Source organism: Nitrincola nitratireducens, from assembly GCF_000585235.1.
In the GTDB taxonomy this organism is placed as follows: domain Bacteria; phylum Pseudomonadota; class Gammaproteobacteria; order Pseudomonadales; family Balneatricaceae; genus Nitrincola; species Nitrincola alkalisediminis.
In genome coordinates, this window is record NZ_AONB01000001.1 from 1 (window position 1) to 22,290 (window position 22,290).

The 22,290-nt window shown below is 47.0% G+C and carries 21 protein-coding genes; 14 read left to right on the top strand and 7 right to left on the bottom strand.

What is annotated here, in order from left to right:
- Positions 1-38: 38 nt before the first annotated feature.
- Positions 39-524: a molybdenum cofactor biosynthesis protein MoaE gene (locus D791_RS00005; RefSeq protein ID WP_193364986.1), complete on the bottom strand. Its 486-nt coding sequence runs from the start codon at positions 522-524 to the stop codon at positions 39-41.
- Positions 525-789: 265 nt separating this feature from the next.
- On the opposite strand from D791_RS00005, the gene D791_RS00010 reads away from it, so the two are divergent.
- Positions 790-2,007, top strand: a complete 1,218-nt coding sequence (locus D791_RS00010) for an NnrS family protein (protein ID WP_036506238.1) — start codon at positions 790-792, stop codon at positions 2,005-2,007.
- Positions 2,008-2,050: 43 nt separating this feature from the next.
- Here D791_RS00010 and D791_RS00015 read toward each other — a convergent pair whose 3' ends face one another.
- Positions 2,051-2,407, bottom strand: a complete 357-nt coding sequence (locus tag D791_RS00015; protein ID WP_036506241.1) for a YbaN family protein — start codon at positions 2,405-2,407, stop codon at positions 2,051-2,053.
- Positions 2,404-3,930 carry a nitric oxide reductase transcriptional regulator NorR gene (gene norR, locus D791_RS00020; protein WP_036506245.1) on the bottom strand — a complete coding sequence of 509 codons (1,527 nt, stop codon included), beginning with the start codon at positions 3,928-3,930 and terminating at the stop codon, positions 2,404-2,406. The genes D791_RS00015 and norR overlap by 4 nt, the downstream gene beginning before the upstream one ends.
- 223 nt (positions 3,931-4,153) lie before the next feature.
- Between norR and D791_RS00025 the strand changes: the two genes are divergently transcribed.
- The 3 genes from D791_RS00025 to D791_RS18665 all read left to right on the top strand — a co-directional run bounded on the left by D791_RS00025 (position 4,154) and on the right by D791_RS18665 (position 5,639).
- Positions 4,154-4,690, top strand: a complete 537-nt coding sequence (locus D791_RS00025; protein WP_051513768.1) for a hemerythrin domain-containing protein — start codon at positions 4,154-4,156, stop codon at positions 4,688-4,690.
- Positions 4,691-4,791: 101 nt separating this feature from the next.
- Entirely contained in the window at positions 4,792-5,286 is a 495-nt protein-coding gene (locus D791_RS18660; RefSeq protein WP_051513772.1) for a Rossmann-fold NAD(P)-binding domain-containing protein, read from the top strand.
- Positions 5,280-5,639, top strand: a complete 360-nt coding sequence (locus D791_RS18665) for a Rossmann-fold NAD(P)-binding domain-containing protein (protein WP_051513775.1) — start codon at positions 5,280-5,282, stop codon at positions 5,637-5,639. The genes D791_RS18660 and D791_RS18665 overlap by 7 nt, the downstream gene beginning before the upstream one ends.
- A 167-nt stretch (positions 5,640-5,806) precedes the next feature.
- Here the strand turns inward: D791_RS18665 and D791_RS19440 are convergent, their stop codons facing one another.
- The gene (locus tag D791_RS19440) at positions 5,807-6,049 is read right to left on the bottom strand and encodes an inner membrane CreD family protein (RefSeq protein ID WP_202806777.1); all 243 of its coding nucleotides are present in this window, start codon (positions 6,047-6,049) and stop codon (positions 5,807-5,809) included.
- Positions 6,050-6,383: 334 nt separating this feature from the next.
- Here D791_RS19440 and atzF point away from each other — a divergent pair, with 334 nt between their 5' ends.
- The 3 genes from atzF to D791_RS00045 all read left to right on the top strand — a co-directional run bounded on the left by atzF (position 6,384) and on the right by D791_RS00045 (position 10,338).
- Positions 6,384-8,180: an allophanate hydrolase gene (atzF, locus tag D791_RS00035; RefSeq protein ID WP_089503583.1), complete on the top strand. Its 1,797-nt coding sequence runs from the start codon at positions 6,384-6,386 to the stop codon at positions 8,178-8,180.
- A 20-nt stretch (positions 8,181-8,200) separates the two neighbouring features.
- A complete protein-coding gene (locus tag D791_RS00040; protein WP_036506248.1) occupies positions 8,201-8,881 on the top strand; it encodes a GntR family transcriptional regulator in 681 nt (226 codons plus the stop codon).
- A 140-nt stretch (positions 8,882-9,021) separates the two neighbouring features.
- A complete protein-coding gene (locus D791_RS00045) occupies positions 9,022-10,338 on the top strand; it encodes an MFS transporter (protein WP_036506251.1) in 1,317 nt (438 codons plus the stop codon).
- Between the two features lie 39 nt (positions 10,339-10,377).
- Here D791_RS00045 and hisI read toward each other — a convergent pair whose 3' ends face one another.
- The 3 genes from hisI to D791_RS00060 form a co-directional block, all read right to left on the bottom strand.
- The gene (gene hisI, locus D791_RS00050; protein ID WP_036506253.1) at positions 10,378-10,794 is read right to left on the bottom strand and encodes a phosphoribosyl-AMP cyclohydrolase; all 417 of its coding nucleotides are present in this window, start codon (positions 10,792-10,794) and stop codon (positions 10,378-10,380) included.
- A 129-nt stretch (positions 10,795-10,923) separates the two neighbouring features.
- Positions 10,924-12,450 (bottom strand): ATP-binding protein, encoded by a 1,527-nt coding sequence (locus tag D791_RS00055; protein WP_081763652.1) that lies wholly within the window; start codon positions 12,448-12,450, stop codon positions 10,924-10,926.
- Positions 12,417-12,767, bottom strand: a complete 351-nt coding sequence (locus tag D791_RS00060) for a hypothetical protein (protein ID WP_157682180.1) — start codon at positions 12,765-12,767, stop codon at positions 12,417-12,419. The genes D791_RS00055 and D791_RS00060 overlap by 34 nt, the downstream gene beginning before the upstream one ends.
- 336 nt (positions 12,768-13,103) lie before the next feature.
- On the opposite strand from D791_RS00060, the gene D791_RS00065 reads away from it, so the two are divergent.
- The 7 genes from D791_RS00065 to cas6e all read left to right on the top strand — a co-directional run bounded on the left by D791_RS00065 (position 13,104) and on the right by cas6e (position 22,272).
- The gene (locus D791_RS00065; protein WP_036506256.1) at positions 13,104-14,639 is read left to right on the top strand and encodes a GGDEF domain-containing protein; all 1,536 of its coding nucleotides are present in this window, start codon (positions 13,104-13,106) and stop codon (positions 14,637-14,639) included.
- Between the two features lie 164 nt (positions 14,640-14,803).
- Positions 14,804-17,509, top strand: a complete 2,706-nt coding sequence (locus tag D791_RS00070; RefSeq protein ID WP_036506259.1) for a CRISPR-associated helicase/endonuclease Cas3 — start codon at positions 14,804-14,806, stop codon at positions 17,507-17,509.
- 16 nt (positions 17,510-17,525) lie between these two features.
- Positions 17,526-19,115 carry a type I-E CRISPR-associated protein Cse1/CasA gene (gene casA, locus D791_RS00075; RefSeq protein ID WP_036506261.1) on the top strand — a complete coding sequence of 530 codons (1,590 nt, stop codon included), beginning with the start codon at positions 17,526-17,528 and terminating at the stop codon, positions 19,113-19,115.
- A gap of 26 nt (positions 19,116-19,141) precedes the next feature.
- Positions 19,142-19,750 (top strand): type I-E CRISPR-associated protein Cse2/CasB, encoded by a 609-nt coding sequence (casB, locus tag D791_RS00080; RefSeq protein WP_036506263.1) that lies wholly within the window; start codon positions 19,142-19,144, stop codon positions 19,748-19,750.
- Between the two features lie 26 nt (positions 19,751-19,776).
- A complete protein-coding gene (cas7e, locus tag D791_RS00085; RefSeq protein ID WP_036506265.1) occupies positions 19,777-20,811 on the top strand; it encodes a type I-E CRISPR-associated protein Cas7/Cse4/CasC in 1,035 nt (344 codons plus the stop codon).
- Positions 20,812-20,822: 11 nt separating this feature from the next.
- Complete coding sequence (cas5e, locus tag D791_RS00090) at positions 20,823-21,566, top strand: type I-E CRISPR-associated protein Cas5/CasD (protein ID WP_036506267.1); 744 nt, start codon at positions 20,823-20,825, stop codon at positions 21,564-21,566.
- 4 nt (positions 21,567-21,570) lie between these two features.
- On the top strand, positions 21,571-22,272 hold the full coding sequence (gene cas6e / locus D791_RS00095; RefSeq protein WP_036506269.1) for a type I-E CRISPR-associated protein Cas6/Cse3/CasE: 702 nt from the start codon (positions 21,571-21,573) through the stop codon (positions 22,270-22,272).
- The last annotated feature ends 18 nt before the right edge of the window (positions 22,273-22,290 follow it).

Here is a 22,290-nt window from a genome sequence, read left to right on the forward strand (position 1 = left end):
TCTTCTAGTGTTGCATACTTGTTTCATTCCTATGGTTTTCAGGTTTGAATATCCGAACTTTCAAGGTCATTCCATCGCTTAGCCGCGTGTTCGTCACTGTAGCGAGCACTTACCCAGTAATCCCCGCTGGCTGTATGCTCTTTTTTCCAAAAAGGAGCTTGCGTCTTGAGTTGGTCAATGATGAAGCTACAAGCATCAAATGCATGTTGACGATGTGAAGAAACCGCCAACACAAGGACAATTGGATCAGTTGGTTCAAGGCGACCGACTCGGTGAATTACGCGCGTTCCAAGTAGTGGCCAGCGTTGTGTTGCGTTTAATTGAATCTCATCAAGTGCTTGTTCAGTCATTTCAGGATAATGCTCAAGCGTCAGTGCAATCACATCTGGCTTTTCATTAAAGTCACGTACATACCCTAAAAAACTGACTAGGGCACCGATATCCGTGCGGCCTTGGTGTAATGCTTCGATTTCGTATGAAATATCAAAGCATTGGGTTTGGATACGAGATGTAATTGGATACATAAATAGAATCATGCTTGAAATATTCAGCATGAATATGCCATAGATGGCTAAACGTGAAAATTGCCCTAAAGAGGTAGTGTGCTTGGCGACAGAGGCGCTTATGTCTCGGCAGTGTCGATTTTATTTCAAGATTAATGACGCCTTCAAAGATGGTATACGTCTTGCTTATCCAGTAGTGAGAAAATTTACCCAAGAGCAGCACTAACCGGGTTAGTGATGAATGCTCCTGACGTGTTTATACCATTTTTGATTAAGGGGCTTTTAAATGTCAAATCATCGTCACTCAGTGACCGATATGTCTAGAGAACAGTCACTAACACCATTGCTTAGACAGGCATTTCGTCCGATGTTTCTGTTAGGTGCACTCTATAGTGTTGTTGCAATGGCGTTATGGGGCATGATGTTAAGTGGTCATTTAGTACTGAATGTCTATGCAAATGTTATGTTTTGGCATCAACATGAAATGATTTTTGGTTTTGTTGCCGCCATTATTGTAGGCTTTTTATTAACAGCGGTTCAAAACTGGACAGGAACGCGTGCGACACATGGCGCTTCTTTGTTGATTCTAGCGCTAGTCTGGATGCTCGGTCGTGTCTTAATGCTTTTTGGTGGTAGTTTACCGCCTTTACTTGTTGCAACAGTCGATTTAATTTTTTTGCCGCTCGCGGCTGTCTTTTTTGGACATATTATTCTTAAAGCGGAACAAGTCAGAAATTTATTTTTTGTACCGATTCTGCTGCTCTTGACCATCAGTAACGGCATTATGCATGCTGGCGTTATATTGAATCAATTTCAGTTTGTTCATTACGGAAGTATGAATGCTGTTTGGTTAGTGACATTGGTGATGAGTGTCGTTTCAGGGCGTGTGTTGCCTATGTTTACGGCTAACGGAACCAATACCCCCAAAGTACAGCCTTTGGTATGGTTAGATAGGGCAGCCCTAGGCTCTATTTGGCTAATTTTTGTATTACAGTTCTTGCTTTTAAAACCCTTATTAGCGCCTTCTTTGCTGTCGGCTTTTTATGCGATCGCGGCACTCCTTAATTTTGCTCGACTGATCAGATTAAAAATGTGGATCACTTGGCGGGTTCCTTTATTGTGGTCGCTGCATATTGCCGTTGCCTTTATTCCGCTAGGATTGGCGCTATTTGCACTACGCTATGCAGGCTTCGCTGTTAGTATCAGTACGGGCGTGCATGCATTAACGGCTGGTGCTATGGGAATTATGATTCTTTCTATGATGGCTCGTGTTTCTCTTGGACATTCGGGGCGTCTTTTACAACCTAAAGTGATCATGACTATCGCATTTGCATTGGTGATTTTGGCGGCTGTATCACGTGTCTTTTTAACATGGTTGCTGCCTGGCTTTGCCTTACAAGGATACTATTTTGCAATCATTGCATGGGTTGTTGCCTACGTCTTTTATATTGTTGTTTATACCCCTATTTTGACAGCACCGAGGGCAGATGGGCGACCAGGTTAACGGGAACGATAGGCCTTATGTGGTGTGATCAAACCTACTAAAACTACTCAGGGCGCCGCCATAGCCATGTGGCAGTGCCGAGTAAAATTGTGGTGACAAGTATCTGCGCTAATAAAGGGGCAGGGGATAGCCAGAGTAAACTCGCGCTAAAAATCATCATGATCAGTGCTAGGTATTTAGCTTTTCGAGAAACGGATCCATGCTCGCGCCATTGTCTGATACTGGGGCCATAGCGAGGATGGTTCAGTAACCAGAGTTCAAATTCTGGCCAGCCTTTACCCGCCGCCCAAGCACTCAACAATATGAAAGGTACAGTTGGTAGGCCTGGCAAAGGAATGCCCGCTAACGCCAGCAGCATGGCTACACTGGCGACACAGCGCCACAAGAATCTTCGTATCACTTTAGTCCCAGTCGTTGAGCGAGTTTATGTAAGTTACTGGCATCGACAGCCAGTAATCTGGCCGCTTGAGCCCATGAGTGATTAGCCTTTAAAAGCGCAAGACGAATCAAGTTACGTTGAGTTTGTTCTACCGCTATTTTTAAGGGTACAAGAGCGTTGTCAGAGCTGATGTTTGCACTTTTATCGAAGTCGTCAACGGGTTGATCGCTAAGACCCTGAAAGAAATGACTATGTAACGTAATAATGTCGGCTTTATTGACTCCATAACTCAGAGCTTTAATGGCGGCCCGACTGATGACATGTTCCAGCTCCCTGACGTTCCCAGGCCATTGATAATTAAGCAAGAGCAATTCCGCTGTGTTATCAAGTCGTAAGCTGCGAAACCCTAGTCGAGTTCTATTTTGTTCTAAAAAAAATCCTGCTAGTAAGAGAATATCATTTCCACGATCGCGTAAAGGGGGAATATGCAAAGGGTAAACAGATAGTCTATGGTAGAGATCTGCACGAAACTCACCGCTTTTCACCTGAGCTTGTAGATTGCGATTGGTGGCCGCCACTATCCTGACATCAACGTGGCGAATCTTATCAGTCCCTAGGCGCTGTACCTCACCATTTTGTAGAACTCTCAATAATTTAGCTTGTATATTCAGAGGAAGCTCACCGACTTCATCTAGAAAAATAGTTCCCTTATCTGCACTTTCAAAGCGTCCTTGACGATCACCTGTAGCCCCTGAAAAAGCCCCTTTAGCATGACCAAATAATTCACTCTCAGCCAGTGTCTCAGGCAGTGCTGCACAATTTACATAGACCATTTTTTGCGTGTGACGAGGTGAAAGAAGATGCAGTCGACGTGCAAATAATTCTTTCCCCGTGCCTGTTTCCCCTAGTAACAAAACGGGTAGTTCTGAATCAGCAACCACACTTAATTCATTCAGTACTTCGTTCAATTGAGGGCTTTGACCAATAATATTCACTTCCGAGTGCAGTTTACGTTCCATCTGTGCGTCATCTTGCCGCCCCTGTCGAAGCGCTTTATTGTCCTGCTCTAATCGACTCATACGAAGCATTGCTTCAATCACGAGCGAGCAACGCTGGAGGTCTTGTCGATGTTGTTCGCAAAAGGTACCAGGGGTAAGCGCATCAAGAGTTACCACACCCCAAATCTCACCTTCAATAAACAAAGACATGCCCATGCAGTCATGTACGGCTAAGTGTTCGCCTGGTTGGGTTTCTATCAATCCATCATAGGGGTCGGGTAGTGGACTGTCAGGTTCAAATCTAAAGGCTACACGCGTGCTACAAAGCATGGCCAAGCGGGGGTGTTGTGCGAGTTCAAATTGACGACCTAAGGCTTCTTTGACTAAACCATGACTGGCAATCGGAATGAGTGCTTGCTCATCTTTGCGTAATAAAACCACGGCTCCACAATTAAAGTAACTTTTTAATGTCGACACCAATTTCTGTAGACGAACAGGTCCTGGTTGATCGGTGACTAAATCCGCGAGCAGGCTTTCCTGAATCATGGTTTTTTTTACCTTGTAGGGTCGAATATACCGTAAATGAATTGGGTAAAAAATACCACGATGCGCCCGTGATGGATATTCCTAAGAAGAGGTATGTCAATTTATACACTCAGGCGCGATTCATTTTATGCCCTGATGAGTTTTTAGATATATGGCATGCTGTTTGCCTTTATCTATCCGAGTATTAATTGAACGAACATGATTTAAATTCTAGGAGTGCTTTATGCAATTATCAGCAGCAACTCAAGCGGGTTTGACACGCAATGTACAGCAATGGCAATCACTACCCAATAAAGACCTTATTGACTTTGTGCTTGAGCGATACCATGCGGTCCACCGAGTACAATTCCCAGAAGCCATTCATATGGCTCGCCGTGTCGAGCAGGTTCATGGAGCAAGTGCTAAGTGTCCAGTGGGCTTAACAGAGCATCTTTTACTCATGTTTCAGGAGTTGGAAAGTCATATGATGAAGGAGGAACAAATTCTGTTTCCCATGTTAGCCAATGAAAGTTACCCTCAAGGACCCATTATGGTCATGGAAAATGAGCATCAGGAGCATGAGTTGGCGTTACAACGAATACTGAGTCTGACTGATGAGCTAACGCTGCCTGAAGGTGCTTGTGGGACATGGACAGCACTTTACACGCTGCTTCGTGAGATTATTGTTGATGTCCGTGCGCACATTGATTTGGAGAGTCATGTTTTGTTTGTGCCCGTTGAAAAACATTCTGGAGCCTGTTGTGGAGGCTGTGGTGGATAAGCCAGTTATCGATAAAGTGCAGTAGGCCATGGTATAACGTCATTAGGCAGTGTTACCCTTTGAGGTTAGTCTAAAGACGTTAGTCAAAAAGTAGAGCCAAAATGCAGAAAAAAACACTCTTAGTCGTTGGCCTTGGTGATTTAGGCGGTCGGATTGCTTCTCTAGCCGTTGAGCAGGGATTAGACGTACACGGAATGCGCCGTGGTGCGCAGGCGCCTGCGGGGGTTCAGTTGATTCAACAGGATGCGGCGAGCCCATGGCCGGATTTACCGAGCCCGCCTGATGATGTGGTACTGTGCCTTTCGCCTTCTGATTCGAGTGTTGCGGCGTATCAGTTGGCCTATCTGGAAGTCGCGAAACAGGCAGCCAACGCACTTAAAAAAATCGCTCCACAAGCGCATGTCTGGTTAATTTCATCGACGGGAGTCTATGGTCAGTCCGGTGGCGAGTGGGTTGATGAGACGTCAGAGCGCAAGCCCACACGAGAAACCGCGCGCGTTCTGCTAGAGGCAGAAAACGATTGGCTTGCTCAATCTCAGCCTGTCACGTTGTTGCGCCCTTCTGGCTATATGGTCCTGGGCGCTATTTCTTGTTAAATCAAGCGCGCCAGGGTTTTCTGCCTCCTGCAGACCCTCCGATCTATACGAATCGAATCCATATCGACGATGCCGCGCGTGCGGTGATGCATCTGATTAATTGTCGCCATCGCGGAGACCTGATCGCAACGTCTTATAATTTGACGGATACCTGTCCTGCTAGCTTGCATGAAGTATTAAGTTGGTTGCAGCAGACATTGGGTGTGGAGGCCAAATCGTCAGCTCCTGCTCAGCGTGACAGTAAGCGTATTCGTCATCAGCGGCTTAAAGAGACGGGATTTGTTTGGCGGTATCTTGATTATCGGGCGGGGTATACGGCGATGTTAAGTGATATTCATCAATCAACAGATTAACTCATATACGTTGAGTTAATCTGTTGCTATCAGCTATCAGCTATCAGCTATCAGCTATCAGCTATCAGCTATCAGCTATCAGCTGTCAGTTATCAGTCAGCTGAATCCAATTGAATCTCGTCAGCACTCACGACTCAACAGGTGCTGTGGGCGTGGGTGATTTACGTTTAAACCAGCCACCACGCTTCGCGCTTTCTTCCTGAAATCCATACCAGTCTTCGAGCAATAGCGTTATAGGACTCTCGACTCATTTGGGGCAGGGCGCGTGCTAGATGTGGAGTTGACCAGTCGGCGATAAAGCCTTCATCTGATATTTCCCGTGTATTGGGTAGAAAAGCACCAGTGAAACTCGGATGCGGCCAATCACTGACCATTCGAATACGGCTGTTTCGACCCACGGGAGCGATCATCGACAATCTGTCCCACAAAAAAACAGTGGGATAGACATTAAAATGATAAGAACGCCTACAACAAAAAAGCGCCATCCAAACGATTTATACATAGCATCATTCCTTTAACGCACCCTATTCATTTGGCAAATGCAAACATAAAAATGGTCCGTCATTAAAAGGTCAAAAGCGTGCAACCGCTGTTTTTTTGCGTTAATAGAGTGCAAATTGTGACGTGTATTTATTCTTTTTTGCGTGTTATTTTATATAAGTAATTGATTTTGAGTTGTTATTTATAGGTGGTATTGATCTTGCTATCTCTTGTATACAAGATAGGATACTAGCGAGATATATCATGAATACTCTGGAAACCCTTGGTTGGACGATCAGTGATTGGCTGAGTGCGCATCAGCAGAATGAGGGCAATGGGCACTTGGAAAAACTGGTTGATGCCGTTAATCATGTAAACGACTGCGCATGGATCAGCCGTCTTTCTGCCAGCGATCTAAAACAGCAATTGGAGCATCTCAACGCACGCCGGGAGCAAGGCGACTCTTTGCCCTTGTTCGGGGTACCCTTTGCGGTGAAGGACAATATTGATGTTGCTGGATGGGTGACAACGGCAGCCTGTCCTGACTTTGCTTACACCGCTACGGAAGATGCTACCGTTGTAGCGCACCTGAAAGAAGCTGGAGCGGTCCTGATTGGTAAAACCAACCTTGACCAGTTTGCGACAGGGCTGGTGGGGACGCGCTCACCCTATGGTGCGGTATCGAACAGTTTTAAAGCTGATTATGTGTCCGGTGGGTCGAGCTCTGGTTCAGCCTCTGTGACAGCACGTGGACTGGTTGCCTTTGCCCTAGGAACGGATACAGCTGGCTCAGGCCGAGTGCCAGCCGGATTTAATAATTTAGTCGGATTGAAGCCAACCAGAGGGTGGTTTTCGATCAAGGGCGTCGTGCCGGCCTGCCGCTCAATTGACTGTGTTTCGGTGTTTGCCTTGACGGTTGTTGATGCCGTACAGGTAGCGCAGGTTCTTGGTGAGCAGCAAGATCTGGCTGATGCTTATTCGCGGAAAAATCCAAATACCGCACCGACAGGAATGCCAGAGCGGCCCCGATTCGCCATTCCATCCAAGTTGGCGTTCTTTGGTGATGAACTGATGCAGGCTGCGTTTATGCAAGCACGCAGTGAATTGGAAAAAATGGTGGATCTGGTGGAAATTGATTTCACCCCCTTTACCCAGCTTGCTGAACTTTTGTATCAGGGGCCATGGGTGGCCGAACGCACTCATGCGATAGGTTCACAGCTGATAGAACATCCAGAAGCGATGGATGCGACAGTGCACCGTATTGTAGCGAAGGGTATGGATTACACGGCCTTGCAATGTTTCGATGCCGAATACCAACGTCAAGCCCTAGCACGTTATATACAGCAACAGCTCTCTGAAGTGGATGCGCTAGTGGTGCCGACCTCTCCGACGATTCGCACCCTGGCCGAGATGCAAGACGAACCCATCCTCTACAACTCTCAGTTTGGCACTTACACAAATTTTACGAACTTAGCAGATCTTTCAGCACTGGCTTTACCGGCTCCCTTCCGAGCAGATGGGTTGCCAGCTGGCATTACGTTAATTGCCAATGCTTGGCATGATTTTGCACTGGCCGACTTCGGTCAACGCTGGCAAGCCCATTTGGCATTGCCGATGGGGGCGACGGGCAAGCCTTTCCAAGCCATGGTTCCAACCTTCAAACCTGTTGCACCGGGCGCCGTGCCAGTTGCAGTGGTTGGGGCGCATTTAACGGGAATGCCACTCAACTTCCAACTGACCACACGCCATGCAAGTTTTGTTGAAGCGACTCAGACTGCACCTGAATACCGTCTCTATGCACTGGCCAATACGACGCCTCCTAAGCCTGGGCTTGCGCGGGTCGCTGAAAATGGAGCGTCAATTCAGGTGGAGCTTTGGGACGTCCCCTTGGCGAATTTCGGTGCATTTGTGGCAGAAATTCCAGAGCCGCTGGGTATCGGTACCCTATTGTTAGAGGATGGTCGTCGTGTCAAAGGTTTCATTTGCGAGCCTGTAGCGCTGGGCAGTGCAAAAGACATTACCCACTTTGGCGGTTGGCGTGCTTATATAGCCTCAAACTAAATACTGTGCAGAGTGCATCTATGTCGAAACCCAAACGCGAGAATCTGGCGGACCGTATCTACGAGCAATTGAAAACGTTGATCTTCAACTTTCAGTTGTTACCGGGAGAGTATTTCAGTGAAACAGAAATCGCTGAGCGCTTTGCGGCCAGCCGGACTCCGGTGCGAGAGGCGCTTCATCGACTGCATCGGGAGCAGTATGTCGAGGTGCATTTCCGCAGTGGTTGGCAGGTAAGGCCTTTTGATTTTAAGGTGTTTGAGGAGCTGTATGATCTTCGCATACTGCTCGAAACCTCAGCTGTGGAGCGACTCTGTCATTTGGCTGAGTTGCCAGCGTGCATCGCAGAGCTCAGGGCCATTTGGTGTGTGCCAGACTCTGATCGGGTGACGGATATGAGTTTGAGTGATCTGGATCGATCCTTTCACAGTCGCTTGGTGCAGGCGGCAGGTAACTCCGAAATGTTTCGGATTCATCGCGATCTCAGTGAACGAATTCACATTATTCGTCGCTTGGATTTCACCAAGGATTATCGAATTGATGCTACCTATCAAGAACATGCGGCAATCCTTGATGCCATTCAGCATCGCCGTTCCGATCATGCCAAGTATTTGCTGCGAGCCCACATCACGGTCAGCCGAGACGAGGTGCGAAAAATCACCTTGCATATGTTGCAGGAGGCGAGGGAGCGTCATATGCAATGAGTAGAAGTAGTGCCTCATGTTGGATTAGCGAATCGTATGAGTCGTCGCAAAAGGGCTTAGTCATGACGTCGTTGTGATATTGCATTTAAGCCAGGTGTGCCAGAGTCAGAGCTCTATCAACACGTTAAGTCGAGTGAAGTATGACAAAGGTTTTCTCTGGCGTTTGGCCTCTTTTGCTGGGTATTGTACTGATCATGCTGGGCAATGGTATGCACTTCACGCTAATTGGACTTAGGGGAGGGATCGAAGGCTTTTCCGCTGCTGAATTGGCGATTGTGACGTCCGGTTACTTTGTCGGCTTTTTATCAGGTGCTCGATTCTCACCGCTGTTGATTAAGCGAGTAGGGCACGTACGTGTGTTTGCCGCGTTGGGAAGCTTTATGTCGGCAGGCTTAATTGCCTTTCCTTTAATCACCGAACCTTGGGCATGGACATTACTCAGGATTCTCATAGGTTTTTGTATGTCGGGTGTGTATGTTACGGCCGAGAGTTGGTTGAACGATGCCGCCACCAACGAAAACCGAGGAAAGGTCTTATCCGCGTATATGATTGCACAAACACTCGGGATTATCGGTGCTCAAGGCTTGTTAACCCTCGGTGATGCGGCTACCTCAGTTCTTTTTATTGGTGCATCGATATTGGTTTCAATCTCCTTTGCCCCTATTTTGTTATCCGTAAATCCAGTGCCCAATGTTGAAGTGGCACGACCTATGAGCCTACGTGCTCTTTTTTCGAACTCTCCTTTAGGCACGGTGGGTATTTTCTTGTTGGGGAGTGCCTATGCAACTCAATCTGGTATGGGGGCTGTATTTGGTTCTCAAATTGGACTGTCTGCGACGCACATTGCCTTGTTCGTTGCTATGCTGTTTGCAGGCGCTTTGGTTCTTCAGTATCCGATAGGTTGGCTTTCAGATCGCATAGATCGACGTAAAGTGATATTGGGTGCTGCGCTCTTGGGTGCGGTTTCGTGTTTGTTGGGCTGGATGAATGATGGGGGAATGGGGTTCTTAATGCTGTCTGCGTTTTTGACTGGCGGCGTTACAACCCCTTTGTATTCATTATTTCTGGCCTATACGAACGATTCCTTATCCACCGAGGAAATGCCAGCTGCATCGGGTGGTTTAGTCTTCACCTTTGGGTTAGGTGCCATTATTGGCCCCTTGGTCACGGGATGGGCCATGGAAACCTTTGGCCCTTATGCCTTCTGGCCAGTGTTAGCGATCACCTTTCTTTTGATTGTCCTCTATGCGGCCTATCGCATTACACAACGAGCCCATTCGCCAGCCGACACGACAGAAAGCTATTTAAGTGTTATTCCAACCGCCTCTCCAGTTGCTGTAGAAGCGGCCAGTGTCTGGGCAGCTGAGCATGCTGAGCAGGAGCGAGAAGCGGCGGAACTGGAGTCTGCTGAGGCCGAGCAAGAGACCCTCTCGCCTAGCGATCCTAGTCGTAGCTAGGCTCGTTTAAAATACGTTTTTTGCCCTTGCTACACACGCTTAGACGTTATTTGGCTTTGAGCAGGTTACAACAATCTGCTCTCCACGGATGGCGTTGTAAAAGCAATTGGGACGGCCCGTATGACAGGCTGCACCTTGCTGATTCACGATCAGTAAAAGAGCATCACCGTCGCAATCAAACCTAGCGTCTATCAAATGCTGAACATGGCCAGATGTTTCTCCCTTCCGCCATAAGGATTGTCGCGAGCGAGACCAGTAACAGACTTGTCGTGTGCTTAAGGTTTCAATAAGTGCCTCTTTGTTCATCCACGCAAGCATGAGCATGTCTTTAGTGTCATTTTCTTGCGCAATGGCGGCGATGAGGCCGTCTTGATTCCATGGAATCGCCGATAGGATGTCTTCAAGCGGAAAAGAGTCAGATTGATCTGCCTCTTCTAGCGTTTGCCAGATAGTCATTGATTTGCCTAGTCGTTGTGTTGAAGTTTGCCCATTGTCACGTCAGTGAGCCTTGCGTGAATTATATCGCTATAAATGTTATAGTATAACAATTAAAATGCGAAAGTAGATCGGTTTCCGTTCAGACACCTATTTAAGCCATCTCTGCAGTAATTCTGATAGCTTTTCGGCATTATACGGCTTCGCTAGATAATCGTTCATCCCGCAGGCTAGGCAAGCCTTGCGATCGTCTTCACTTGCATTGGCCGTCAAAGCTGCAATCGGAGTCAGAATATCTCGCTGCCGTATGATACGAGTTGCTGTAAAGCCATCCATAATGGGCATTTGGCAGTCCATTAAAATCAAATCATAGGTTTCGGACTCAAGCAGATGAATAGCTTCCTCACCATTCTCGGCTAGTGCAGCCTCGATATTGAATTTTTCCAATAACTTTAACGCTAGCTTTTGGTTTACTGTATTGTCTTCAACCAATAACACCCTCCTATCCGCATAGTTTGTAAACGGGCAACGTGCCTGAGTTGGATTGTTCGGTGCTTCGCAAGGAATATAAGGCAGCTCAAAATAGAAGCAGGAGCCTTGTCCAAGAGTACTTTCTAACCAAAGGGTGCCATTCATTAACGTAATGAGCTCTTTAGAAATCATTAAGCCCAGTCCCGTTCCGCCATATTTGCGACTGGTTGAGTTATCTGCTTGGCTAAAACTTTGAAACAGTCGTTCCTGAGCTTCTTCAGAAATGCCAATTCCGCTATCTCTAACTTCAAATCGAATCCTGTGGTTATCCAGCAAGTGAACATTCAAAGTGACTTGGCCCACGTCCGTAAATTTGATCGCATTTGACACTAAGTTATTCAGAACCTGTCGGAGTCTTAGAGGATCTGCTTTAACCCATCCACTAATTGCAGGGTCAATTGTTTGGATCAACGCAAGTTTTTTATTCTCAGCAAGATGTTGAAAGATGCTACGCATCGTCGTTAATAAGTCGTTTAGATCCACGGGTGTCATGTCTAAACTCATTTTGCCCGCTTCAATTTTAGAGAAGTCTAAAATATCGTTGACGAGACCGAGCAGCAGCTCGGCTGAGCGCATAGCGAGATGAACTTGTTCAGCCTGTTCTGTCGTTAAGGGTGTTGTTTCTAAAAGAGACAGCATGCCAATGACACCATTGATAGGGGTTCGAATTTCGTGGCTCATGTTCGCTAGAAATTGGCTTTTTGCTTTGCTTGCGTGGAGTGCTTTTGAGTGAGCATTTTTTAATTCTAAGGCGGCAGCATTGATGCCTTTTTTCATTTCGAGAAGATCGCCTTGGTAATTACCCACGATACGTTGTTCAAAGTTACCAAGGACGAGTTGGCCCATGACTTGGTTCGATTCAGCGAGGGCTCGTTCAAGATTTGCAAGCAGTCTATTAATATTTTGCGTCATGACGCCTAATTCATCTTTACGGTAGACTCGAACTTGTTGTGAAAAACGCCCTAAATTGACTGTTTCGTTAATGACGGAAACAATATGTTTTACAGGGACTAAGATACGATGATTCACAATCCATAAAAGCAGAGCGACAACACAGGTCACCACAAAAAGTGTGGCCGCTATCAACAATAGTGTCGCTGACCGTACATTATCTATGCGAGATTTGATTGATGTTTTATCCCCCAATAATAGCTTCTGCCAATATAAACGCCTGATCGATCAAATAACGGGAAATCGTATAAAATAGCCTGATCAAGGTAGGTCACACGTGGCTCATTAGACAGTTTGTTTGGCAAGTAGGTTGCCAAGTTTTGAGCAAGGGATACATCAAACCATTCTGAATGAGCAAGGAGATAGTGTTCGTTAATTGATGGAAGCTGGGCCAAGACTGGAGGATAACGACCCGAAAAGCGTTCTAAAATGGAGTCTTTATTTAACAATAGAATCCAATCCAAATCATCGTTTTCCATAGATCGAACAACGGACCCAATCCCCTGTGTCACAGATATTAAACCTATAATTCATCTTAGCCTAATAGAGCGTAACTCAACAACTTTACACGACCCCTTAAGTGAATGATTGATAAACTGTTCGATGGTTGATGACTTGGGGCAATGTTTGAAGCACGATTTGTCAACTGGCTATTCGAAGGTCATTAATGCGATAATCAAAATTGATTTGATCCGACAAGCAGCCCCTTCCTTTTAATGCAATGGGTGGCTTGTTGGGTTTAAAACAGCCTCGACAAAGAGGTTGTAAACGTGTCCCCCGATACATCTGTACGAGGGCAAGGATGGTCTGCAAGCTTAGATGCTAATACTCCACACGGGTTCAAATACATGAGCGATACTGATAACTGGCGAAATAAATACCGTGATGCAGCGCGTGAGTTAGAGGGATATGAAAAAAAACAGCAGCTCTTGTTGAGCCAAGTGCATGATTTAGCCTTTCAACTTAGTTTAGCAACACACGGCCAAGATCCGCAGTTGGATCGCTTGATGTCGGGTTTTACACATGATCTTAATAATGGTGATCTGAGTCGCCTCCCCAAGTATCTTAAGCAAATAGAGAAGCAAATACGGGGGTTAGATGGTCTTCGTTTGCAAACATCGCAGAAGATCATGAAGCAGCTGCGTTTTTGGAGCAAAGAGGTTCAGGCCAAGGATAAACACAAGCGGCATCTGGCATCATTTGAAAATCTAGAAGAGCAAATGCGTGAGCATGCTGAGAATATTCATGCATTGCCCGATATGATCTCAATGTTGTTGGATGTTCAAACCCGTATACAGAATGATGAAAGTGAGGCTGAACAAGACGACCTGGCGGATCATAGCGATATGGCCAACGCTCGATTGGCCAGCAGCCTGTTGGAGTTGGTTCAGCGTTTGATTGTTCCAGCGGAATCGATACCCAGAGCCACAGCCCTGATCCAGCGCCTTGAGCAGAGTCATTCGACGGATGATCTGGATGACTGCCTGAAAGAAGCCACTGAGCTTGCACGTTTAAGTGGCAGCGGTACGGACTCAGATATTCAAGCTTATTTATCGGGTTTGAATGAGCAGTTGGCTTTTTTACGACAGTTTTTTGATACGCAGGAAGAAGCTGAACATCAGCAGTTGCGTCGAAACAACCTTCTGGATCAGACGGTTAGATCTGACGTCCGAATGATTCATCATAATGTCCAAAAAAGTCAGGACATTAATGAACTTAAGACAGCGGTGAACGTGCAACTCGTCAGTATTATTAAAGCCATGAATCACCACAAGGCGTCCGAGCAAAAAAGAATAGAACTGTTAAGGTCTGAAAAAAAGGCATTGATGGAGCGCTTGGATTCAATGGAACGGCAGAGTGATCAGCTGAGGCAAACGGCTGAAAATGCACATGTGAAGTCTCGAACAGATCCATTAACAGGTCTGCCAAACCGTTTAGCGTATGATCAGCGGTTCAATGAAGAACTGGTTCGTTTTAATCGGTATGGAACCGTATTTTCTCTTTGTGTCGGCGATATCGACTACTTTAAACGCGTGAATGATACCTATGGTCATTTAGCCGGTGATAAAGTGCTCCTTTTGATGGCTCGTGTCTTTAAAAAACAACTGCGAGATGTCGATTTTATTTCTCGCTTTGGTGGTGAAGAGTTTGTCATACTCATGCCCTCAACCGATGCCAATGAAGCCATGATTGCCGCTGAGAAAGTGCGTCAGACTATTGAAACAAGCCCGTTTAACTTTCAGAGTACACCCGTCAAAATCACCATGTCGCTTGGTATAACTCAGGTTAAAGCCGGTGATACGGTTAACAGTATGTTTGATCGTGCAGACAAGGCGATGTACAGCGCCAAACAGGCCGGACGTAACCGGACTGTTGTTAAGTAGTGGGTTGGGGTCTTAAGGTGTACTCGCTTGTGCACAGTGGGTTTGGTGTTAGGTTAGCAGCTGGTGTGAGGACAGTCATTTAACTTTTATCTATTGCTTCAGGCTGGAGATTCGTTTATCAAGGATAGAGCGTTGCTTTTTAGACACGGAGGCAGTGATTGATAATGAAAGCAGAGTATCCAAGGTATTATGACTATTGGGGTAAAATCAGTAAGGAAGCTGAAAAATCAGGCTTCGATGATTTTCATTTGCTTGTCTACCACAGTCTTGACGTGGCAGCTGTTGGTTGGCACCTGCTGAGCGAGCAATCGAGTTTGTGCCAGGATTTGGCGGGTTTTCTGGGTATTACTCCCAGTGAGCTGAGATCACTTTTTACTTTTGCTCTTTTGTTGCACGACCTTGGCAAATTTTCAGCTGCATTTCAAAATCTTTATCCCCTCGAAAAACTGAATCTTCCTCCTCAGACGTCTGCAAGGCCGTATGACGGTAAGTTGGCACGCCATGATCGGTTGGGGTGGGGAATTTGGAAAATAGCTTCTTATAAAGAGCTATTTAATATTAACCACTTTATCAATAGCAACCTCCCAAGCCGAACCTTGAATAGAACCCTAGAGGTCTTGCTAGATTGTAGTTGGGGGCACCATGGCAAGCCAATTTTGCATGGTCCATTCATTGATCTTGAAGACTATTGTGTTGATGAAAATATTTCAGATGCTGTCTCCTTTATTCAGGATGCCAGTCAGCTTGTTGAGTTAAATTGGCCACCCCAGTTATTTGAAAAAGAAACGCTTTCACGGCTGAAGCAGGTGAGTTGGCACTTGGCCGGGCTTGCCGTGCTATGCGACTGGCTTGGCTCTAATACCAGCTATTTCCCCTATTGTGCTGATAAAAAAGCACTCGCGTCCTATTGGTCTGAAGCCCTTCAAAATGCACAAACAGCTGTGCGGCAGACAGATCTTTTTAATGCCTATGCCGTACAGCCATTTTCAAGCTTTGAGCAGCACTTTAACTACTCACCTACGCCTTTGCAGCACTGGTCTGCGAGTGTGGAGATCGAATCAGGACCACAGCTGTTTATCCTTGAGGATGTAACAGGGGCAGGTAAAACCGAAGCGGCACTGTGTTTGACTCAGCGCCTTATGGCAGCAGGATTGGCCGACGGCTTTTACTTTGGCTTGCCATCCATGGCGACGTCTAATGCCATGTTTGAGCGAGTCAGTCGTCACTATTTGGGCATGTTTCAACAAGGTCGGCCCAGTATTGTGCTTGCACATGGAGCGCGAGATATGCATCAGCAATTTCGTGAACTGGTGATGGTGGATACTCGAGAGGACATCAATTACCAGTTAGCTGAACAAACCGCTACAGCCTCGTGCAACCAATGGTTTGCAGATTCTCGCAAGAAAGCCTTATTGGCGCCTGTGGGTGTTGGAACTGTCGATCAGGCACTGCTGGCTGTTTTGCCGCGTCGCCATCAGGCTCTGCGAATGATCGGTTTGCACAGAAAGGTCCTGATTTTTGATGAGGTACATGCAGCGGATGAGTTCATGTTGGAGCTTTTGTATGACCTTCTCGCGCTGCATGTACGCCAAGGGGGTTGTGCAATTCTACTGACGGCAACCTTGCCCGTTCGTCAGCGTCAACGGTTATCTAATCGTTGGTTACAAACCTTGGGTTGTGAGCAGGGTGAGGCGGAGTACGAAACAGGTTTTCCTTTGGCAACACAAGTCAGTATGAGTGGGGTAAAACAGCGAGTGGTTGCTTCTCGCCCTGAGGTGAGCAGGTCGCTTGAGGTTCAGTTTTTATCGTCTGCCGCAGATTGTCTGGGTGTTATCCAGAAAGCCCTGGCGTCTGATCAATGTGTGGTGTGGATTTGTAACTCTGTCGCAGATGCTCTTGAAGCTTACCAGCAAGTCTTGGCGGTTGTGCCTGAGCCAGAGCGCTGCTTGCTTTTTCACAGTCGTTTTACCTTACTTGATCGGCAGCGTATTGAAACTGAGGTGCTGGACTGTCTTGGCAAAGAATCCAGCCCAGCCCAGCGTCGAGGCAGGGTTGTGGTTGCTACGCAGGTCTTCCAGGAGTCATTGGATGCCGATGCTGATGTGATGTTGTCTGATATCTGCCCGATAGATGATTTGATTCAGCGTGCAGGGCGTCTGCATCGTCATACACGAACCCGCGATGGTCAATATCAGTCGAACATTATTGATCAGCGTGATGCTCCTGTGCTGTATGTTCACGCACCCGAATGGTCAGAAGCGCCGAGTGAGAATTGGCTAAAAAGCGGGTTTCGGAATACTCAGGCAGTGTATCGATCGCCGGGTAGGCTTTGGTTGGGTATGCGGGCGCTACGTGAAGCCGGTGCTATCCGTATGCCGGGTGAGGCGAGAGTGTTGATTGAGGCGGTCTATGGTGAAGAGGCCTACGATAATATTCCAACGGCTCTCCAGCAGTTAGAAGACTTACATCAAGGCGATATCAATCGTAAAACCAATAAAGCATCACAGCAGTTAATTGACTGGGGGAAGGGTTATGGTGCGTCGAGTACAGCACAATGGTTTGACGATGATACGGAAATTAGCACCCGCTTCAGTGATATTGAAACAGTCCAGGTGTTGGTGCTCAAGCGAAGAGCAGACGGTGATGTGGTGTTCTGGGCTGAAGGTAATCCGCATCCGCTGGCCATGAGCGTTCTTAAATTGCCAAAGCATCATGCTGATAAGTTGCAGTTGCTAGAAGCTGTGGATCCCGAGACTGCTGAAGCATTTAGACTGCGCTATCGGCAGTCTAAATGCTATCGTTTGTGGGTGGCTGAGGAAGATCAAAACTTCGGCTATTTGGAAAAACTGGGCTTTATTACCAAAAGCTAAATTGCAAGGAGCTTCAATGAATCTACTTTTCGACGCTTGGCTGCCCGTTCGCTATAGCGATGGGAGCCGTCACATCGTTTCTTTCGACAAGTTGAGAGATGCCGATATTCTCGACTTTGACTTTCCTCGTGCAGATTTTCAAGGAGCTGCGTATCAGTTTGCCATTGGTGTTTTGCAAACCCTGCTGGCGCCAGAAGACGAGGACGCTTGGGCTGATTATTATGATCAGCCTCCGACTTCTGAAGAACTTCTCTCGCAGCTTGAGAAGGCTCGTCATGCTTTCAATATGTTCACTGATGCGTCAGATGCTCCATTGTTTATGCAGGATTTCGACCTTTTAGCCGAGGTGGAAGCTTCTCCATTCTCAGGGCTACTGATTGAAGCACCCGGTGGAAATACGCTCAAGCATAACACTGATCACTTTATCAAACGTGGCCTCTTCGATACGGCTTCATTGCCGATGGCAGCCATTGCCTTATTCACTCTTCAGATCAATGCACCTGCAGGTGGACAGGGTCATCGTACGGGACTCAGGGGTGGAGGCCCGCTAACCACGCTGGTTTTGCCAAATGAAGCATCTGCCAGTTTGTGGCAAAAACTCTGGTTGAATGTTCTGAGTCGTGAGTTGTTTACCTATGACGACCCTGATTTACATAGTGCGTCCGTGTTTCCCTGGTTAGCACCAACGCGTCAAAGTAAGGGAAATGGAACAGAAGTCTATGCTAAGGATGTACATCCGCTGCATATGTACTGGGCCATGCCTCGGCGTATTCGCTTGGTTGTCGAACAAGGACAGGCAACCTGTGATTTAAGTGGTTTGCCTAGTGATGTGTTTGTGCGTGAGTATCGCACGCAGAACTATGGTTACAACTATAGCGGTGAGTGGTGGCATCCTTTGACTCACTATCGAAAAAATCCTAAAAAACCCGATGAGGATAATCTTTCTACCAAAGGTCAGCCTGGTGGGATCACCTATAAACAATGGCACAGCCTGAGCTTTTTGGATCCGGTTGAAGGTAGTATCCCGGCCAGAGTTGTATCCGCATATGGAGACGGACGGTATGACTTGATACAGGGACCACAGTATCAGCGTCTATGGTCCTTCGGTTATGACATGGACAATATGAAAGCACGTGGTTGGTACTCTACCGAATTGCCTTTATTTGTTCTGCCCCAGCGTAAGCGAGATCAATTACTCAAGCATATTAAAACAGCCCAGCAGCTAGCCTCAGAGTCTCTTTGGATGTGTCGGACAGAGATAAAGAGTGCTTGGTTTGAAAAGCCGGGCGATGCGAAGGGTGACTTCAGTTTTATTGATCTGCAATTCTGGCAACGTACTGAAAGTGCTTTCTTCGAGACTGTTAGCGTGCTGCTAACCGCAGAAGACTCCGATATCCCCTTAACACCAGAACAGGCACAACGCTGGTTGCTAGCCTTGCGTGGTACAGCGCTTGATCTGTTTGATGAGTTGGTGTTGTCCGCTGCCGATGATCATAAACATATGCCTCGTTTTATTAAGGCAAGACGTGCGTTGACCGGATGGTTTATCAAAGGCAAACCGCTTGTTGCGTACAGGCAGCAGTATAAGATAGAGACAAATTTTTAAACTCAAGCAGTGCAGGAGGCTTGAATATGAGTAGCACTACTGAAAAAAAGGAGCGTCGGGAAAAAGCGCTATCAGTTGTGGAACGCTGGTGGATGCAGATGGCGCTTTCTCAAGAAGAGCTCAAAGCAAAAAATCTGCATAAAGCGCCGACACGTTATCGTGCAGAACTGCGACGCTGTGAGAATGCCGATGCGGCTATGTTGACCGAAGCGTTTCGCGATTTGTGGCTGCACCTGCCGGAAGAGATTAGTCAGGAAAAACAATACAACATCCAGGCCTATGCCACTATCGCAGCCGTCCTGTCTCATATCACCAAGTCTGATACAAAGCGTTTCGCTGCAAGCCTTGGCAGCATCGACACCAAAACAGATAAGCCGGTTGTCAGTGAACTCAGGTTGCAACAACTTCAAGCCGCAAAAGACCCCGATGTTTTTTTTCGGCGACTACACCGATTGGTTAAGCAGCTTAAGGGAGTCGTCAACCCTCGTGAATTGGCCAGCGATATTCTGGACTGGTTTGATGAGCACTATGGTCACGTGACGACACGTCGAGCAGATAAACGTGTCGCTGTGCGCTGGGCGCTAGATTACTTTGGGGCTCAGTCCCGCAAAGTCTCACAATCAACAGTAGATTGAACTACTGATCTATTAAGGAAAATATCATGAGTAAATTTATTCAGCTTCACCTTCTGACCTCTTTCCCACCATCAAACCTGAACCGGGATGATTTGGGGCGCCCAAAAACTGCGCGAATGGGCGGTGCCGAGCGTCTGCGCATCAGTTCACAGAGTTTAAAGCGTAACTGGCGTTGTTCTGACCTGTTTGAGTCATCCATGGCAGGGCATATCGGTACCAGAACCAAGCGTTTTGGTTTGGAGTTGTATGATTACCTGCTCAAAAAAGATGTGAATGAGAAAAAAGCTAAACAATGGTGTGAAGCAATCGCAAAGCAATTTGGGAAATTGAAAAAAGATTCGTTAGAAATTGAACAGCTGTCACATATCAGCCCTGATGAACAAAAGGCAGCTTATCAGTTGCTGGATCTACTGATTGCAGAGGACCGAGCGCCTGATGAGAAAGAGCTCAGTTTACTGACGAGCCGCACCAAAGCTGTGGATATTGCGTTATTCGGTCGTATGCTGGCGTCCAGTCCAGAGTTTAATATTGAAGCGGCTTGTCAGGTTGCACATGCGATCAGCGTGCATGGAGTTACGGTCGAAGATGATTACTTCACCGCTGTAGATGACTTGAATGATGGCATGGAGGACAGGGGGGCATCCCATATTGGTGAGTCGGGTTTCGCCGCGGCACTTTTTTATAGCTATATCTGTATTGATAAAGAACTGTTAATCGAAAATCTGGATGGTGATGCGGAGCTGGCCAATAAGGCAATAGCCGCGCTTGTCGAAGCTGCTGTCAAAGTGCCGCCCAAAGGAAAGCAAAATTCTTTTGCAACCCGTGCCTATGCTAGTTATGTACTGGCTGAAAAGGGTAGTCAGCAACCTCGCTCATTATCCGTAGCTTTTCTGAAGCCTGTAAGAGGTGATGATCAGGCTGTTGATGCAATTCAGAGGCTGGAAACACAGTTGAATAATTTTGATCAGGTCTATGGTGCCTGCTCTGATCATCGCTGCAGCATGAATGCAATGACAGGAGAGGGAAGCTTTCAGGCGCTACAGGCATTTATCACCGACTAAGGAGTTAAGTGATGCAATATCTTGTATTCAGACTCTATGGGCCTATGGCTAGTTGGGGCGAAGCGGCTGTTGGCGGTGATAGACCAACGGCCCAATACCCAGGGCGCTCTGCTATTCTGGGTCTACTGGCTGCAGCGATGGGGATAAAGCGAGACGAGCAGGATCGTCTAGCCTCGCTGGCAAACTCAGTACACGTCGCGGTCAAGCAGCTCAGTTCGGGTGTGTTGATGAGGGACTATCATACGGCTCAAGTACCCTCTCAGGATAAGAAAATGCAACACAGGCACCGGAAAAGTGAACTCAGTGTGCATGAGAGTAAGCTTAATACGGTCCTCTCCAGCCGTGATTATCGTTGCGATGGTGTTTGGGTGATAGCCATATCATCGGCTCCCGGTCATGACATGGATTTGCAGTTGTTAGCGAACGCTTTGGTTAAACCAAAATTTACGCTTTATCTAGGGCGGAAGTCTTGCCCACTTGCAGCGCCCTTGATGCCACAATTGATCGAAACGGACTCTTTGAAAAATGCTCTGGACATGGAGTTTCCTTCTTTACTGAAATCACCGCAAGAGGACCAAAGCTGGTTGCATCTGCCGCGTCAGCAGCATTATTACTGGCAAGGAGATAAGCAGCAGATACACCCATCTTCAAACTCGGTGGTTCGAACCCTGCAACGCTGGGATGAACCGGGTAACCGCATGAAGTGGCAGTTCAGTAGTCGTGATGAGCATCAAATCACCATTAACAAGGAGTGAGTGAATGTATCTGTCCAGAATTCGTTTTTTACCCACCTCATCTGCCAGAGCTGCATTACTGAAGATTCAGCAACAGGGTAGCTATGCCAGCCATCAACTCCTATGGCGGCTATTTACAGAGCAGAATGAGCGTAATTTTTTGTTTCGCGAAGAGCAAAGCAAAGGGTTCAATGGCCCCAAAGGTCTGCCTGAGTTTTTAGTGCTCTCAGAGGCAGAGCCGATCTGCCAGGAACAGCTGTTCCAAATTGAGACAAAGCTATTTAAACCTCAGCTCAGCTCGGGAGATCGTCTTGCCTTTCGTTTGAGAGCAAACCCAACAATCGCACTGAAGTCGAAAAATCCTGACCAGAAAAGGGGAGGGCGTCATGATGTGCTGATGCATGCTAAAACTCAGGCCAAGATTGAGGGGGAGGCTAATCCTGAGGTCATTCAACAGAGGATGGAACGTGCTGCCATTGATTGGCTTACAGCTCCCGCCAGGCTGGAGCGTATAGGCATCGACTTTGATGTTGAACCTAATGTTTGTGGATACAGCCAGCAGCGTACTCACAAGAAAACAGGACGTCAGCCCATCAGTTATTCCAGTGTGGACTATGAAGGAATCTTGATAGTCAAAGAGCCAGGCACATTTCTGTCGCAACTGGCAGTAGGTATTGGACGGGCCAAGTCATTTGGATGTGGGTTGATGTTAATCCGTAGAGTTTAGCTAATTTAGGGAGGGCTA